Origin of the sequence: Bifidobacterium pseudolongum subsp. pseudolongum DSM 20099 (assembly GCF_000771225.1) — a bacterium.
Taxonomy (GTDB): Bacteria; Actinomycetota; Actinomycetes; order Actinomycetales; family Bifidobacteriaceae; genus Bifidobacterium; species Bifidobacterium pseudolongum.
Map to the genome: position 1 here is coordinate 99,004 of NZ_JDTZ01000010.1, position 17,435 is coordinate 116,438.

The 17,435-nt window shown below is 61.2% G+C and carries 12 protein-coding genes; 5 read left to right on the forward strand and 7 right to left on the reverse strand.

From position 1 onward, the window contains the following. Positions 1-133: 133 nt before the first annotated feature. Positions 134-697, reverse strand: a complete 564-nt coding sequence (locus tag OU02_RS06895; RefSeq protein ID WP_033489523.1) for an arsenate reductase/protein-tyrosine-phosphatase family protein — start codon at positions 695-697, stop codon at positions 134-136. A 188-nt stretch (positions 698-885) separates the two neighbouring features. Between OU02_RS06895 and OU02_RS06900 the strand changes: the two genes are divergently transcribed. Further along, a complete protein-coding gene (locus OU02_RS06900; RefSeq protein WP_033489524.1) occupies positions 886-2,295 on the forward strand; it encodes a Maf family protein in 1,410 nt (469 codons plus the stop codon). Between the two features lie 31 nt (positions 2,296-2,326). Here OU02_RS06900 and OU02_RS06905 read toward each other — a convergent pair whose 3' ends face one another. Next, the gene (locus OU02_RS06905; protein WP_033489525.1) at positions 2,327-4,141 is read right to left on the reverse strand and encodes an AMP-dependent synthetase/ligase; all 1,815 of its coding nucleotides are present in this window, start codon (positions 4,139-4,141) and stop codon (positions 2,327-2,329) included. A gap of 261 nt (positions 4,142-4,402) precedes the next feature. On the opposite strand from OU02_RS06905, the gene OU02_RS06910 reads away from it, so the two are divergent. Continuing rightward, positions 4,403-7,954, forward strand: coding sequence for a thiol reductant ABC exporter subunit CydD/CydC (locus OU02_RS06910; protein WP_033489526.1), 3,552 nt, complete (start codon positions 4,403-4,405; stop codon positions 7,952-7,954). Positions 7,955-8,026: 72 nt separating this feature from the next. Here the strand turns inward: OU02_RS06910 and pdxT are convergent, their stop codons facing one another. The 3 genes from pdxT to OU02_RS08405 all read right to left on the reverse strand — a co-directional run bounded on the left by pdxT (position 8,027) and on the right by OU02_RS08405 (position 10,812). Then, a complete protein-coding gene (gene pdxT, locus OU02_RS06915) occupies positions 8,027-8,677 on the reverse strand; it encodes a pyridoxal 5'-phosphate synthase glutaminase subunit PdxT (protein WP_033489527.1) in 651 nt (216 codons plus the stop codon). A gap of 3 nt (positions 8,678-8,680) precedes the next feature. After that, on the reverse strand, positions 8,681-9,556 hold the full coding sequence (gene pdxS / locus OU02_RS06920; protein WP_033489528.1) for a pyridoxal 5'-phosphate synthase lyase subunit PdxS: 876 nt from the start codon (positions 9,554-9,556) through the stop codon (positions 8,681-8,683). 368 nt (positions 9,557-9,924) lie between these two features. Beyond that, the gene (locus OU02_RS08405) at positions 9,925-10,812 is read right to left on the reverse strand and encodes a hypothetical protein (RefSeq protein WP_130095561.1); all 888 of its coding nucleotides are present in this window, start codon (positions 10,810-10,812) and stop codon (positions 9,925-9,927) included. Positions 10,813-11,209: 397 nt separating this feature from the next. Between OU02_RS08405 and OU02_RS06930 the strand changes: the two genes are divergently transcribed. Next, complete coding sequence (locus OU02_RS06930; protein ID WP_033489529.1) at positions 11,210-11,956, forward strand: HNH endonuclease family protein; 747 nt, start codon at positions 11,210-11,212, stop codon at positions 11,954-11,956. A gap of 75 nt (positions 11,957-12,031) precedes the next feature. Continuing rightward, entirely contained in the window at positions 12,032-13,363 is a 1,332-nt protein-coding gene (locus OU02_RS06935) for an Nramp family divalent metal transporter (protein ID WP_152593165.1), read from the forward strand. 37 nt (positions 13,364-13,400) lie between these two features. Here OU02_RS06935 and OU02_RS06940 read toward each other — a convergent pair whose 3' ends face one another. Together OU02_RS06940 and OU02_RS06945 are read right to left on the reverse strand one after the other, a co-directional pair. After that, the gene (locus tag OU02_RS06940) at positions 13,401-14,912 is read right to left on the reverse strand and encodes an MDR family MFS transporter (RefSeq protein ID WP_051918311.1); all 1,512 of its coding nucleotides are present in this window, start codon (positions 14,910-14,912) and stop codon (positions 13,401-13,403) included. Between the two features lie 116 nt (positions 14,913-15,028). Continuing rightward, positions 15,029-15,376 (reverse strand): hypothetical protein, encoded by a 348-nt coding sequence (locus tag OU02_RS06945; RefSeq protein WP_238552139.1) that lies wholly within the window; start codon positions 15,374-15,376, stop codon positions 15,029-15,031. Positions 15,377-15,852: 476 nt separating this feature from the next. Between OU02_RS06945 and OU02_RS06950 the strand changes: the two genes are divergently transcribed. Next, complete coding sequence (locus OU02_RS06950; protein ID WP_033489530.1) at positions 15,853-17,388, forward strand: sugar transferase; 1,536 nt, start codon at positions 15,853-15,855, stop codon at positions 17,386-17,388. Positions 17,389-17,435: the final 47 nt, after the last annotated feature.

Below are 17,435 nucleotides of genomic sequence, written 5' to 3' on the forward strand. Positions count from 1 at the left end.
GTAACGGTAGTGGATGCTTAAGACGTAAAAGGCTGTTTGCCCATGCCGGCGAGCAGCGGACTATGTATGTTTATACGTCTGGGAAAGGTATCACAACCGCTCATTGGTGCGAACGTTCGCATATAGGACTCTTTCAGTGCGCGTGTGCGCCTCGTGCGGGTTCAAGTGCGCTGGCGATACTTGCGAAGGCCTCGCCGATCTGTTCATGGGCGGTTTCGAACGCAGGGAAGTCCCGCTGGTATGGATCATCAATCTCGCGCGCCTTCGGCAGCATAGGGCGTACCAAGGAGGCGTTCGTCAGCACCGAGTCGAGACGGGCTTCAAGGGTGTCTCCGTGAATCATGTTGTTGTCGCGGCAATACGTGCACAAATCGGCAAAATCGGTCAGCAAGAATGTGCGACTGCGACTGCGTGGCGCAAGCTCAACGATCTTTTTGCGTTGATGCTCTGTGAAGCACAGGATGAGATCGCTGCTCATCGCAATCTGCGGCGTTATACGTTTTGAACGAAAGACAGAGGCGTCGATGCCGTCCTGATTCATAAGACGTTCGCTCGATGGATCGATCGGGCTGTTGACGAGTCCCAGGACGCCGGCACTGTCCGCAGTGACTGAATCATCATGAAAGAACAGTGGGAACATGAGCTCGCCCATCGGTGAACGACAGATGTTGCCGGTGCACACGAACAGCACTTTCATGTGGGTCCTTTCGCAAGATGGGGCAGTGGTCGTCATTGATGACTGAGTCAACATTAGCGAACAAAGTGGATATGAAAAGACGAGCTGACAGCAGAAGACAGGTGAAAACTGTTGGTGTCAAAATAATCTTTTGGAACCGTCTGTCGGCCCATGTGCGTACATATGCCCATCACAGTAGTCTGTAAACCATGACCATACCGCTGATTCTCGCTTCGAAATCCAAGCCGCGCCGCGACATCCTGTTCCATGCCGGCATCTGCCCCACCATTCGCGTGTCGCATGTGGACGAAGACGCCGTGCTCGCCAGAGCGGCCGACAAACAGGGCATCTCTGTGGACGAGCTGCCGATCGATACTAAGGTGATGCTGCTTGCCGAGGCCAAGGCGCTCGCCGTATACGAGGCCTATCTTGCGGTCGCCAAGACCGCGCGCGAAGCGACGGGGGAGCGCGTGACCGGCCGTCCGCTTGACGCCGTGGCTGCGGACGATCCGGCCGCGGCGCTCGCCGACAATGCTCGTGCCGAAACGCAGACCCGCGATTTTTCCCGTGTGCGGATTCCGCGCACCGAGGAACCACTGCAGCAGGCGCTCGCCGCTGAAGGGCGCGGGCTGACCGCTGCCGGGGTGGGACCGCTCATTTTGGGTTGCGATTCGATGTTTTTGCTCGATGGCAAAGCGTATGGCAAACCGCATACGCCAGAAGTCGCGCGCGAACGCCTGCGCCGGATGAGCGGTGCGGCCGGAGAGCTGTGGACCGGCCATTGCCTGATTGATTTCGCGACCGGCCGTGTGGCGAAGGGCGCAAGCAAAGCGACGTTGCACTTCAGCGAGTTCTCGGACGCGATGATCGAGCGGTACATCGCCACCGGCGAACCCCTTGAAGTGGCCGGATCATTCACGCTCGATGGTTTCGGTGGCGCATTCATCGAGGGCATTGAAGGCGACCCCAGCGGCATCATCGGCCTAAGCCTGCCGCTTGCCCGCCAGTTGACCGAACAGTTGGGCGTCGAGTGGACTGACCTGTGGAATGTGACGCGTGATGAGCGTTTTGAAGAGGCTGCGCCGGACAACGGTGGCAAGCTGCCCCCGAAAGAGAATGTGCGCCAGCCCGGCGATGGCTGGGTTGAGTGTGCGTGCGGCCGCAAGCACTGGGGCACCAACGGTGCTGCTGGTGTATTGCTCGCACGCAGGGATGCACAGACCGGCGAGGTAACACACATCGTGATGCAACACCGCGCGGCGTGGAGCGCGGAGGGTGGCACATGGGGGATTCCCGGCGGTGCCATCGCCGATGGTGAGAACACTATCGAGGGCGCGCTACGTGAATCGTTTGAGGAAGCGAACATCACGCCCGAAGACATCGAAGTGGTCGGCTCATATTGCGAGGATCATGGCCCGTGGAGCTATACCACGGTGTTCGCGTTCGAGAAGCCGGTTCACAAGGTGCACCCCAAGGCGAACGACGACGAGAGCATGGAGATTGTATGGGTGCCGATCGATGAGGTGCCCGACCGCAAGCTGCTCACCGCGATGCGCACCGACTGGCCAAGTTTCGCGCGGCGCCTGCGCGCATTGGCCGCTGAGCATAAGGGCGAGTGAGCCCTTTGACTTCACTCGCCCAATCAGCGGTTCACCGCCCGTAGATCTCCTTATCGATCTCCCTAGCGAACACCTCATTCGCCTTCGGCCGCACAACCTTCATCGAAGGCGTGAGGCACTTGTTGTCTTGTGTGAACTGTACGGGTAGCACGATGAATTTGCGCACTGATTCCGCGCGGGAGACGTCGGCGTTGGCGCGGTCCACGTACCGCTGGATCTCGGCGTGCACTTCAGGCAGCGCGGCGGCCTCTTCGAGGCTGAGGTCCGCGGCGAGTTTCTGCGTCGGCAACCACTGCGCCAGCCCTTCGGGATCGAGCGTCACCACGGCCGCCACAAATGGCCGGTTGTCGCCGACGACAACCGCATGCTCCACAATCGGGCATTTCGCGATTTCCTGTTCCATCGGGATCGGCGCCACGTTCTTGCCACCTGCCGTGATGATGATGTCCTTGGCGCGACCGGTGAGCGTGATATGCCCTTCGTCGTCGATCGACGCCAGATCGCCGGTGCGCAGCCAGCCGTCTGCGGTGAACACCTCGGCGGTTTTCTCGGGCAGGTGATGGTAGCCCACGAACACGTTCTGCCCGCGCACCTCGAGCTCGCCGCTTGGCGCGATGCGCACTGATGCACCCGGAACTGGCTGCCCCACCGTGCCGATCTTGTTGTCGGCCACGCGCGTGAACGTGAACGGTGCCGCCGTTTCCGTCAAGCCGTAGCCCTGGATCATCGTCAATCCAATGCCGTTGAAGAAATGCAGCAGGTCGAGCGTGATCGGCGCGCCACCCGAAGCGAGGTACTTGATCTTCGGACCGAACGCGCTGCGGATCGTGCGGTACACGCTCGTCTCATACATGGCGTGTTCGGCGCGCTGCTTCGCGCTCGGGCGTTCTCCCGCCTGCTGCATCGTCGACCATTCGATCGCCGCCTGTGCCGCCTTGGCGAACATGCGGCCCTTCCATCCGGTGCCGGCTTTGCGGGAGGCCGCGTTGTACACTTTCTCGAACACGCGGGGCACACCGAGCAGGAACGTCGGCTGGAACACCTGCATGTCGCGCGGCAGTGTCTTCGTATTGGGCAGATAGCCCACCACGCCTTCTGCGGAGCCGATCGTGAAGTACTGGATCATGCGCGCGAAGCAGTGGGCGAGCGGCAGGAACAGCAGCAGGCGCGCTTCGCCGGTGATCACTTCCGGCACACAGTTCTGGGCCGCGCGCGTGATGCTCGTGAAGTTGCGGTGGGTGAGTTCGGCGCCCTTCGGTGTGCCGGTCGAGCCGGATGTGTAGACGATCGTCGCCAGGTCATCGGCGTGTACGGAGCCAATCCGCTCGTCGAGCTCTTCGTCCGAGACCATGACGCCGAGCCCTTCGAGCGCGTTGACGGCGTGCGCGTCGAGCATGAGGATGCGCTCGAGCGCCGGGCACGCGTCGAGCACGGAATCAAGACGGTCGAAGCGCTCCTGATTGTCGGCGATCGCCAGTTTGACCGCCGAATCATTGAGGATGCGCTGGGCCTGTGCCGCGGAATCGGTGTCGTAGATCGGCACGGACACCGCGCCGATGGCCGCCAGCGCGAAGTCGAGCAGCCCCCATTCGATGCGCGTCGCCGAGAAGATGCTGACGGCGTCTCCCTTGCCGATGCCGAACTGGATGAGGCCTTTGGCGATCGCGCGCACGTGGTCGTTGAACTCCACGGCGGTCATCGTGCTCCACGACCCGTCGGCCTCCTTGTTCTGTGCGAGCGGCGCGTTCTCTGCGCTGGTTTCCAGACGTGTGGTGAGCAGCGAGTAGATGGTGGCGTCATCGTCCACGGTGAGTGCGGGGCCGGGCGTGGTGAATTCAGTGAGCATGAGCGGGTGTCCTGTCGATGTATACGGGTGCGTAGCCTACGCCATCGTAACCGTGTGCGCCGTGCACCGCGTTGTACAAAGAAACAAGACACTCGAAGCGCGCTTTGTAGTTCCATACAACAAGATGTCCCCTTTGTGTCCAATGCTGTGGTTTTCCCCACAGGGGTCTGTTGCCCGCGCCGGATTCCTGCTAGATTGGCCGCTGGATTCATGCTCATTGACAGGTCCAGTATGTGGACTGTAGGGATGGAAAGAGGCGCAATGGTAGACAAACGGCTGTTCTCGCTCGTGCCCGGTGTACGCGGGCTCGTGGCGGGCAAGATCATCTGCCTGTGGATTGGGCTTGTGGCGGACATCGCGCTCGCCGGCACTGTGACCGTGCTCGTCGCATCACTCTTCCCGCAGACGAGCGTACACAGCGCGCTGCAGTCCATCGGCATCTCCGGGCCTTCCGGGTTCATGTTGATCGCCATTGCGACGCTCGCCATTGCCACGGTGCGGTTCCTCGCGCACCACTTCGCCACCAGACTCGGCACCGAAGCCGCCGAACGTGTGAAGCTCGGGCTGCGTTCGGAGCTCTACCGCAAGATGCTGCGCCTCGGCCCGTCGTATGCGCAGCGCACCGCCGACGTGGTACAGCTCACCGGCGAAGGCGTGGACCAGATCCAGAGTTTCTTCGAGTTGTTCCTGCCGCAGCTCGGTTTTGCGATTCTCGCGCCGCTCACACTGTTTGCGGCGATCGCCCCGCTCAACATGCCCACCGCTGTGGTGCTGCTCGTCTGTGCGCCGCTCATCATCGTGATCGTGGGCGCCATCGCTATGACCACGGCGAAGACGTTCAAAAAGTACTGGGGCAAGTACACCGACATGGGGTCGGTGTTCCTCGACAACCTGCAGGGGCTCGAAACGCTGAAGACCTTTGACGCCGACGCACGCGCCGCTGAACAGATGGACAGGAACGCCGAGGACTTCCGCGTGATGACGATGCGCGTGCTGCAGATCCAACTGCGTTCGCTCACCGCGATGGACATGGTGGCGTACGGCGGTGCCGCGGCCGGCATCGGCACCGCGCTCTGGCAGTTCGTACACGAGGGGCATACCGCATTCGCCTCGTCGATGCCGTTCCTGCACGTGTTCAACGGCCCTGTGCTCGGCATGGCGGGTGTACTGTTCGTGATCCTTGTCTCTGTAGACTTCTTCCTGCCACTGCGCCAGCTTGGCTCGTATTTCCATGTGGCGATGAACGGCATGACCTCCACCAAACGCATCTTCGCGCTGCTGGATGAGCCGGACCGTGCATATGGCGACCGTCAGCTGCCGCAGAGTGTGCTCGATGTGACGGCGCGCGGCCTGGGATTCACCTATGCCGGATCCGACACGCCGGCGTTGCGCGACGTCACGCTGTCGATGCCCGCGCGTTCGCTCACCGCGGTCGTCGGTGAATCCGGGTCGGGCAAATCCACGCTTGCCGCGCTCATCGCAGGCGAACTTGAGGGGTATTCCGGCGCGCTGCGCATCGAGAATGTAGAACTGCGCGAGTTGAGCGAACGCGCGCTGACCGGCGCCGTCTCGATTGTCGGCGCGCGCAGCCACCTCTTCGCCGGCACGTTGCGCGAGAATCTGCTGATGGCGTGCCCCGGCGCCTTGGAGAGCGAATTGCGCGATGCGCTCGCACGCGCCCATGTGCTCGATATGGTGGATGCCCATCCGCAAGGACTCGACATGCGCATCGAACAGGATGCGGCGAATCTTTCCGGCGGCCAGCGCCAGCGCGTCGCCGTGGCGCGCGCGTTGTTGCATGACGCGCCTATCATGATCTTCGACGAGGCCACGAGCAGTGTGGATGCCGAAAGCGAACGGCTCATCATGCGCACCGTGCACGAGCTGGCCGAGCACAAAACCGTCATCCTCGTGACGCACCGGCTCGCCGACGCCGTGGACGCCGATGCCATCGCCGTGTTCGACCATGGCGCGTGCGCGGAAACCGGCACGCACGCCGAACTCATGGCCCAAGGCGGCCAATACGCCACGATGTTCCGCGCGCAGGCGTCGGTGGAGCAGGTGGGGCAGCGTGCGCGCAACTGCGGCATTGCGTATGCGGCGGCACCTGCATCAAACACTGTGGAACACAATGTGAAACAACCAGAGAGTGCGCACACACAGTGCACGCCGATGACGACCTTCCAGCTCGTGCGCCGGCTGCTGGGGCAGGTGGGCGATCTGCGGCCGCTCATGGTGCTGGCGTGCTGCTTCGGCACACTCGGGCATCTTGCCGCGACCTTCCTGCCGGTGTTCGGTGTCATGGCGCTGTGCGCGGCGGCTGAGCGGCCCGTCTGGGGTCTGTCCGTGGGCTGGGCCGTCGCGTTCATGGTGGTGTGCGCGCTGATCCGCGGTGCCATGCGGTATTGCGAACAGTACATGAACCACAATCTGGCGTTCCGTTTGCTCGCGTTGTTCCGCGGGCAGATGTTCGCCGCATTGCGCCGGCTCGCCCCCGCTAAACTGACCGGCAAAGGCAAGGGAGACCTCATCTCCATGGTCACCACAGACGTGGAACTGCTCGAGATCTTCTTCGCGCACACCATCTCGCCGACCGTGATCGCGCTGGCCACTACAGTCGTGTACGCCCTCGCCCTGCTGTTCCTGAGCCCCTGGTTCGCGGTGCTGCTCGTGGTGGCGCATCTGCTGATCGGCGTGGCTGTGCCGGCGTGGTTCGCGCGGGCGTTGCACGGGGTTGGCGCGCGCATCCGCAAGCAGAGTGCAAGCCTTGACGACGACGTGCTCGATGACATGCGCGGCCTTGAGCAGATCATCCGATTTGGACAGGGCCGTGCGCGTCTTGCACGCATCGACCGGCGGTCGCGCGCGCTGTGGGGCCAGCGGGTGGAGCTGAGTGAGCGCAACGGCGTGTTCGGTGGATTCGACCATGTGATCATCGTGCTGGTCACGGTGTGCGCGGCGTTGCTCGCCGTGCTCGCGAGCCGCGACGATATGGCGATGGCCGCGCGCAATGTGACGGCGATGGTGCTCGTCGTCAGTTCATTCGGCCCCACGCTCGCGCTGAGCGCACTGCCGGCGAGCCTGACGCAGACATTCGCGTCGGCGCGGCGCCTCTTCGCGCTGATGGACGAAGAGCCCGCGGTCGAGGAACTCGGCGCGCTCGAACCGGAATACAACGGCATGCGCATGGAGCAGGTCACATTCGCGTACGGCGCGCGCACGCCCGTGCTGCGCAATATGACGCTCGACGTGCCCGTTTCGGGAATCCTCGGTCTGCAGGGGCCGTCGGGCCGCGGCAAATCGACGCTGCTCAAGCTGCTCATGCGGTACTGGGACCCGCAGCAGGGCGCGGTGACGATATCCGGGGACGCGCTGCCGGGCGTGGACGCACGCGCACGCCGCCGCCTGCAGACGATGATGAGCCAGGAGACCTACCTGTTCGACGGCACCATTGCGAGCAACCTGCGCATCGCCGACGCGCAGGCGGGCGACGACGAGCTGCGTGAGGCCCTACGCAAGGCGTCGATCCTGCCGCTTGTCGAGAGCCTGCCGCAGGGCATCGAGACGCCGGTCGGCGAGCTCGGCGGCCGTCTTTCGGAAGGCGAGCGCCAGCGCATCGGTTTGGCGCGCATGTTCCTGCGGCATGCGGACCTGTATCTGTTCGATGAGCCGACGAGCCGCCTGGACGCGCTCAACGAGGCGTATATCCTGCAGTCGATCAATGAGCTTGTATCGGAGCGCGATGCCGCCGTCGTGCTTGTCTCGCATCGTGCCTCCACAATGAAAATCGCCGACGAGGTGCTGCATATGTAGTCATGTAGCATAAAGGGTGGGGGTTGTACGCAGCTGCGTACAACCCCCACCCTTTATGCCTGCGTGCGCTGTCTACAGACTGAGGAAATACTCGTGGATGCGCGGGTCGTCGGTGATTTCTGGATGGAACGCCGTGGCGATGATATTGCCCTGTTGCAGGGCGACAGCGTTGCCGCGGGTCGAGGCCATCACACGCGCGTTTAGACCGACCTCGGCCACAAACGGGCCGCGGATGAACACGAGCGGGAAATCGGCGATCTCACCGCTCGGCTCTCCCTGCGTATCGAACGTGCGTACGGTTTCTTCCGCGGCGAACGACCCGAGCTGACGGCCGTACGCATTGCGGCGCACGGTGGCGTCAAGCGCGCCGAAATACACATTGTCGTCGTTCTCAAGTCTGCGGGCGAGCAGGATCATGCCCGCGCACGTGCCGAAGACCGGTTTGCCGGCGGCGATGTGCGCGGCAATCGGCTCGAATAGGCCGGTGGAGCGCAGCAGTTTTCCTTGCGTCGTGCTTTCCCCACCGGGCAGAATCACGCGGCCGATCGACTCGTCGAAATCCTCGGCCGCGCGCAACAGGCGCCATGGGGCGCCGAGCTGGTCGAGCATCGCGGCGTGTTCGGCGAATGCGCCCTGCACGGCGAGGATGCCGGTGACTGAGCCGGGGGCGTGCCTCAGGTCGTCGGAATGCTCTTTCGAGATATATGCAACGTCAACAACCATGGGTCACTCGCCGCGCTGGGCCATGATGATGTCAATCTCTTCCTCATTGATGCCCACCATCGCCTCGCCGAGGTCGGCGGACAGACGGGCGAGCAGGTCGGCGTCCTGCCAGTTGGCGGTCGCCTGCACGATTGCGGCGGCGCGCTTAGCCGGATCGCCGGACTTGAAGATGCCCGAGCCGACGAACACGCCTTCGGCACCGAGTTCCATCATGAGCGCCGCGTCGGCGGGCGTGGCGACGCCGCCGGCGGCGAAGTTGACGACCGGCAGACGGCCTTTGTCGTGCACATACTTCGCGAGATCATACGGCACGGCGAGCTGCTTCGCTGCCTCGTACACCTCGTCGTCGCGCAGGGAGACGAGTTCGCGGATCTGGCGGTTCATCGTGCGCATGTGACGCACGGCCTGGATCACGTCGCCAGTGCCGGGCTCGCCTTTCGTGCGGATCATCGACGCGCCCTCTTCGATGCGGCGCAGCGCTTCGCCCAGGTTCTTCGCACCGCAGACGAACGGCACGTCGAACTGGGTTTTGTCGATGTGGTAGACGTCATCGGCGGGGGAGAGCACCTCGGACTCGTCGATGTAATCGATCTCGATCGCCTGCAGGATGCGCGCTTCGGCAATGTGGCCGATGCGCACCTTCGCCATGACCGGGATGGAGACGGCTTCCTGGATGCCGCGGATCATGGCGGGGTCGCTCATGCGGCTCACGCCGCCGGCCGCGCGGATGTCTGCGGGAATGCGCTCGAGCGCCATGACGGCGCAAGCGCCCGCGTCTTCCGCGATGCGCGCCTGCTCGGGCGTGGTGACATCCATGATGACGCCGCCCTTGAGCATCTGGGCGAGATTCTTGTTGAGTTCGTTACGGGTAGTCTCCATGAGCTTTTCTCTCTGGTTCCTTCTATGCGCCTATGTGAACTTGCATGCCGCGCGCGGTGCGTGGCACTGTTTCGAGAAATACCACACCGGCGCGGTCTCCGTGTGCTGCGTGTTCTGATACTGAACGGGGAATGTCGGCACACCATGACCGATAAGACCGTGGGGACGCGTCGGGGGAGTGCGGGTGCATAAGTTGTAGATACGGGGCTTAGTTCGCGGTTGTGTGCTTGCAAAACGCGCACAACCGCGAACTGGCACTCTTTCTGCCGCGTTGCTCAGACTCTCCTTGCACATGGAGGGGAACAAGAACTGCTATCTGACAGGCATGCGCAAATCCGTATGCTCCCAATTTCACGTTCTCCGCATGGTCAGGTCCCAGAAGATGAGCGTTTCCAAAATACGCGTCGCCTGTCCGCCAATTGTTGCAGCGTGAGGATATCCATACGTGGGACGGTGCCAGTGCGCTGGGCGATGATCACGGCTGCCTGCAGGGCAAGCTCGTTGAGCCGTTGCTGATTGCGTAGATCATCATAGGTGACGTCGAATAAGGTCCAGTTTTTCGACCGGGCCAAGTTGCCTTTGTACGCATCCCGACGGTATTGAGCTTTATCAGTGCGGTGATGGTCTCCTTGGTATTCCCATGCGATCTTCATTTCAGGGAGGGCAAGGTCGAATGTGATAGGAGCACCATTGGGATACCAGACATTTGGTACCACATAATTCAAAACCAATCTTGGTACGCCACGTCTGTTCAGTTCCAGGCGCAATGCAGTCTCAGTCATGGAGGCACTGCCATCTTGATAGAGTTTCAATGCTGCCAATGTCCGCTTTTTCCCATGGAATGTTCGCTTATGCGCATAATCGGCAAACATGGGGAAAGTGAACAACTGATTGCGGACCATGGCCTCCAGAAGCATCACCTGCTGCATGATGTTGAGTGTGCCGGCCAAGGTCACCGCAGTGGCTTCCGGTGACAGGACCTGCAGTCCCTCGGTGTATAGAATGTCCGTCGGCTCCAATTGCTTCCATGTATGGGCTTTCACATGGGGAGCCCGCCGACGGTGTGAGGCGTCGCGAACCATTACATGGAACTTATCCGGCACATGGAACGTATCCGGCTCGTCGGTAAAGGGGAACTCGGATCCGTATATTTTGAGGGCGGTTGCCCCGCACAACGGCTGCGTGATATGCGCCTCTTTGCATTGGCGGATAGTACGTGTGCGTATATCGTTGAGTTGCGTCTGTGTTCTTGTCATGTTCATGGTTGATGAACCTAGAAAGTTCTTCCACCATGTGCAAGCACGAGCATGCGTTGTGGTTGGACGGTCGAATCACCCTGATGATTGTGGAAAGAATCGCCCGGATGCACAACCAATCCACATCATGCGCCAATAGTGTCCACTTGGCACGTTGCACGGAGGTGCATAGCCGGCAGATAACGACACCAGTATTCAGTTGTGTGCGCAGCGCCGGGCATCAATGGGGCAGAAAGAAGGGTATTTCGCACCTGTGCGCACTTTCTTACCGCATGGGTGGGAATTGACGCTGCTATCCCGCGGTTGTACGCGCATTGTGCATGCCCACGTGTGCGCGCATCGCGGACCCGCGCCACGCAGCTTGATTTTCCGCACGATTCGCGCGACAGTAGAGCGCATGACTCGTAGACGTTCCAAGCATTTCGGCCGCAACTACTTCAACAGTTCCAGTGTGGCTGAGCGCGTGTTGATCCTGCTCGTGATCGCCATAGTGATCGGTGTGACGATTGGGGTGATTCTGCCGCGCATCAGCCCGAAATTCGCGGAACTGACCGGGCAATACCATGCCACGGGCACAGCGGCGGAGACGCTGCAGAAACTGCCGGTGGATGACAACGTCTCCACGGCAGGCTATGACCGCGAACTGTTCGGATACCGCGAAACGGACGACGACGGCAATGGCTGCGACGTGCGCGAAGACGTGCTCGCACGCGACCTGACCGGCGTGAAATACACGAAGCTCGGCGGGTGCAAAGTCAAGTCGGGCGTGCTCGCGGACCCGTATACAGGCAAGACGATCCACTTCCAGCGTGGGCAGACCACCAGCTCGGCCGTGCAGATCGACCATGTGGTGGCGCTGCAGAACGCGTGGCAGTCCGGTGCGCGCGACTGGAGCCAGCAGAAGCGGTTCCGGTTCGGCAACGACCTCTACAATTTGCTCGCGGTGGACGGACCGGCGAACCAAGAGAAAGGCGCCGCCTCAGCCGCATACTGGCTGCCGACGAACGGCGACTACCGGTGCGATTACGTGGCGCGGCAGATCGGTGTGAAAGACAAGTATGGCCTGAGCGTGACGACGCAGGAGAAGCGTGCGATGCTCAGCGTGCTGCACTCATGCCCGGGGCAGGCGATTCCCAATGATTGAGCGGCGCGCGAAACCACGATGATTCGTCACAATGGAATCCGAAGATAGGCTGCGGTAGTCGAGGAGTCGTGATGCATGATGAGCGAAAGCAAGCAACAGAGCACACCACCGGCGGACATCGACGCGCTCGCATTGCAAGCCGAGGCGGACCAAGACATTGCGATCGAGCGCAAAGCGAACGGCAAGCCGGAGAAACCGGCGCACGCGCTCGCCAGCATGCTTGGGCCGGCGTTTGTGGCGGCGGTGGCCTACGTGGACCCAGGCAACGTGGCAGCAAATCTCACCTCCGGCGCGAAATATGGCTACCTGTTGGTGTGGGTGCTCGTTGTGGCCAACTGCATGAGCGTGCTGATCCAATATCAGGCGGCGAAACTCGGCATCGTCACCGGCAAGAGCCTGCCGCAGATCCTCGGGCAGCGCATGGGCACGGCCGGGCGTTTCCTGTTCTTCATGCAGGCCGAGGTCATTGCCATCGCCACCGACCTCGCCGAAGTCATCGGCGGTGCCATTGCGTTGAATCTGCTATTCGGCATACCCATGCTGCTGGGCGGGTGCATCATCGGCGCCGTCTCCACGGTGCTGCTGCTGTTCCAGGGCGGTGAGACGCACAAGATCTTCGAACGGCTTGTCATCGGCCTGCTGCTCGTGATCACCTTTGGGTTCATCGCCGGCCTGTTCATCGACCCGCCCAATCCGCTTGCCGTGGCGGAGGGATTGATTCCGCGGTTCTCCGACGGGTCGTCGGTGCTGATGGCCACATCGATGCTGGGCGCGACCGTGATGCCGCACGCGATCTATCTGCATTCCACACTCGTGAACGACCACTTCGGCGCAGGCACAGACAGGCCGAGCGTGCGCGAGATGATACACGGCAGCCGCATCGACGTCGTGTGGGCGCTCGCGATCGCCGGCACGGTGAACATCGCGCTGCTTGTGCTCGCCGCGAATTCGCTCTACGGTATGACGGGCACCGACACGATCGAGGGCGCGCAACACGCGATTGCGCAGGTGCTGGGGCCTGTTGTCGGCACCATTTTCTCTATCGGTCTGCTCGCGTCGTCGCTCTCATCCACATCCGTCGGCACCTACGCTGGCTCGGAGATCATGAAGGGACTGCTGCGCGTGGACGTGCCGATGTGGGCGTGCCGCGTGGCCACGCTCGTGCCGGCGCTTGTGGTGCTTGCGCTCGCCAACAATCCGACCGAAGCGCTGATTGTGGGCCAGGTGGTGCTGTCCATCGGCATTCCGTTCGCAATCATTCCACTGATGCGCTACACGCACGACCGCACGTTGATGGGTCAATACGCGGATGGGCGTATCAAGCACATCGTCTGTCTGGCGGTCGTGGCGCTGATTATCGCGCTCAACGCCGTGCTCATCGTGCTCACACTGATGGGCAAAGCGTGACACAAAACCCCTGCCGTGGCAGGGGCTTTGACTGAAATCAGTTGGCGGCGTGATGGTGACGTACACGGCCGATTGCGCGGCGCGCCACATCGTGTGCTGATCCGGCGCCGTTGCCATGCACGCCGAACAGCACCATGAACACCATGGTTAGGCAGATCAATGCGCTGATGCGCAATGCCCACTGAATACCGATAATGTTCGCGAGGATGGCTCCCTGACCGGTTGCGCCCATCGTCTCCATCTTGGCGGCCGCGATGACCGACATGAGCAGGATGAGCACCGGCGCGCCGATGGCACCGGCGATCTGCCGCACGGTGTTGGTCACAGCCGAACCCGCGGACACCTGGTCGGGTTCCAAGCAGTTGAGCGACCAAGTGGTCAGCGGCATCATCACAAAACCCATGCCGATCTGCCGGATGAACTGACAGATGGAGACCCACCAGATCCATGAAGTGATCGATACCGTGCTCATCATGGCGGTGCCGATGAACAGGGTGATGGTGCCCATCAGCGCGACTGGGCGTGCACCAAAGCGGTCGAGCGCCTTGCCGCCAAAGAACTGCGAGATCGCCTGCCCCAACGCGCCGGGCAGCATGACGAGACCACTGACGGTGGCGGAATACCCGCGGCAGTTCTGGATGTACAGCGGCATGAGCACCACGATGGAGCTGAATGCGAAGAAGCTCATGGCCGCGATCGCCGTGCCCATGCTGAAGCTCGCATTGCGCAACACACGCAGGTCGAGGAGCGCCGGCTGCGACTGCTTGCCTTCCATGAAACGTTTGGAACTGCGGCTCTGGCGCAGAACGAACCAGATGATGCCCACGATGCCGATGAGCATGGGGAGCCAGACGATTGGATGTGTGAACGGATACGCCTGGATGTTCGTGAAGCCGAACATGAGGCCACCGAAGCCGAAGATGGAGAGCGCGACCGAAAAGAAGTCCGCCTTGGCGGCCTTGTCGCTCGCCCCGAAATTGCGTAGCCCAAAGATGCACAACGCCAGTGAGACCACGCCAATGACAGTGAGCGTGAAGAAGATCGAGCGCCATCCGTTGGCATCGGTCTGCAGACCGCCCAAGGTGGGACCGATTGCTGGAGCCACACTCATTGCCATGCCCACGGTACCCATGGCCATGCCACGACGGTCGAGCGGGAAGATCGTGAACACGGAGATCTGCAGCACCGGCCACATGACGCCGGTGCCGATGGCTTCCAGAAGACGGCCCAGCAGCACGAGCACGAAACTCGTGCCGACCCAGGCAAGCAGCGAACCGAGCGTGAAAATCACCATGGAGGCGATGACGATCTGCCTTGTGGAGAAGCGGCGTGTGAAGAACGCGGTGAGCGGCACCATCACGCCCATCGTGAGCTGGAAGATTGAGGTGAGCCACTGGCCGGTCGTCACGGTGATGTTGAACTCATCCACAATCGTCGGCAGTGCGGCGCTGAGCTGCAGCTGCGTGAAGTTGCCAACGAAGGTGATGAAGGTAAGGACGGCGAGCGAGATGAACGCCGGCTTGGTCAAGTGGCCATTGCGGTAGGACATCTCACCAGTGAGTACGGTGGAGAGGCCTGCTATGCGACCTTCGTGCCTCTTCGGCTCAGGGTCGTGGTGCACGTCACGGGTGTAAGGACGTCCTGGTTTCGGCGGTTGTGGAAGACTCACTCTGTTGCAGCCTCGGCGTTCACTGCCGGTGTTTCACCGGTTGGAGTATCATCCGCCTGCTGTGCGCCTTGGTCTTCCGGACTGTATTCCACCACGTTGAGCACGGCGATGCCGTCCGCGGTGCGGACGAACACATTGGCTCGTCCGCCGATTTCCTCGATGCCTTCGAGCAGATGCGAAATCGGTTCGGAATCGAGCACGGGGAGCACTTGCGCCACACCCTCGGCATCGATCACGCGCAATGTTTCGTCGAGTTCTCCAGTCGAGAGGATGTCGTCGATGCGCTTTTCGAACTGGCGCAGTTCTTCGTCGGCGATTGCTTCGTCGTCTTCGGTGCTCTCCATTTCGGTCGCAGCGAACTCGCCGGTGACGGTGTCATCGGACGATGGTTCGGGCATCACGGCGCTGTCTGGTGTGGCCGCGGCGGTCAGTGGATCCGTAGTGAGCGCCTGGGGTTCCGCAAGCTCGTTGGTCTTGAGCGCGTCATGCTCGGCGTCGCGGGCGGCTTGGCCCGGGCCGTATTCCACGGCATTGAACGAACCAGTGTTGCCTTGTGTCTGTTCCATCACGGATCTCCTTTGGAAAGTGCCACGTTGTACATACGATGGTCATGAACCTATACTTCGCCCAATTCGTATTGTAAACGGCGTACACGCTGCTTCACCTACTGAGAAACCGTAATGAACATGCGGAATGTGCAAAGGTGTGCAATTTAAGGCAGGGGGGCACGGTAGTATTGGCTTGTTATGCGCAAAGCGGGTGCTGCCATGTGCGACAACGGAAAAGGCCTGAGTGCTGTGCGAGCAGGCGAGGAGGAGATATGACACAAGAGAAAAGCGACGCACAGCTCGCACGGAAAGTGGAGCGTCAGTCCGCCAAAGTGCTGCATTGGCGACTTGTATTGAATCTTGCACTCATGGTCTTCGACGCAGTGGTGTATTTCTGCGTAGGGCTTTTGGTGATGTTCCTGCGCAAAGAGATGGATTTGTTCACCACACGACTGCAGCTCAACCTCCCCATCAGTGTGTACCTGTATGTCGCGGTGTGCGCAATCATCTGGGTGTTCTGTGCTCATTCCTCCGGCGTCTACCATAGGCATGTGTTCGCAGACGGGTATCAGCTCAATATCCTGCTGCTTAAGGCGACGGCGTTCAGCTGGGTGGCGGTATGCGCGCTCAATTTCATTGTGCAGACGAATGTCTCGTTCTTCTCGGTATGCATGACATCGTTGTGCGTATGGGTGGCCGAAATGATTGTGCGTTTTGTGGCTCGCCGCTTTCTTACCTACCGTCACCGCAAAGGTGACTATGCCTACCCTACGGTCATTGTGGGCTCGCCCGATGGCATTGGGCAAATCCTCAAATTCCTACGGCAGCGCAAGCAGCTCAATTACAGGCCGGTACGTGTATGCCCTATTCGTGTGAACCGAGAGACCGGCTTGATCGAGGCGGATCCGAACATCGATGTGCTCAATACAATGGTGCATGAATCCTGGGGCGAGCCGATTGAGGTGATCGAATATGGCGACCATCTGGCGGGCCGTATCGCACAGACCGGCGCGCAGACCGTGATGGTGACGGATGTGCTCGACCGCTTCTCCGACAACCTGAGCACATTCGCCGTGCAGATGGAATCACTCAATCTGGAGATCGCGTTGATCACCTCAGCGCTTGATATCGCCGAGCATGCCACGCAGATGCGCAACATCCAAGGCATGAGCATCATGACAATCAGCCTGCCGCAGTATTCGCCAGTGGCCAAGGTGAAGAAGCGTATCTTCGACATCATCGTGTCGTCGCTCGCCATCGTGCTCTCCTCGTGGATCATGCTTATTGTGGCGATTGCCATCAAGATCGAAGACGGTGGCCCGGTGTTCTACAAGCAGGAACGCATCGGTCTACGCGGCAAGTCCTTCTACATCCACAAGTTCCGTTCAATGCGCGTGGACGCGGACAAGCATCTCAAGGAAGTGCTCGCGGCGAACGGGCAGGAGATGGGCGCCCGCTACAAGCTCAAGCATGACCCGCGCATCACGAAGGTCGGCAATTTCATCCGCAAGACGAGCCTCGACGAGCTGCCGCAGTTCTTCGATGTGTTCATGGGCAATATGAGCGTGGTCGGACCGCGCCCGCAGCGTGACTTCGAGGTCGAGGAATACGATCCGGTCTATGCCACGCGCCTGCTCGTGAAGCCGGGCATCACCGGCCCGTGGCAGGTTTCGGGACGCAATGACCTCGACGAGGAGGAGAGCCGCCAGCTCGACGTGAGCTATGTGCAGGATTGGAGTGTGATGGGGGACATCGTGTACATCATGCGCACCATCGGTACGGTGCTGCATCCGAGCGGTGCATACTGATATCTGTCGTGTCCTAGGCGCACCATGCATCAACGACTTCTGTCAAC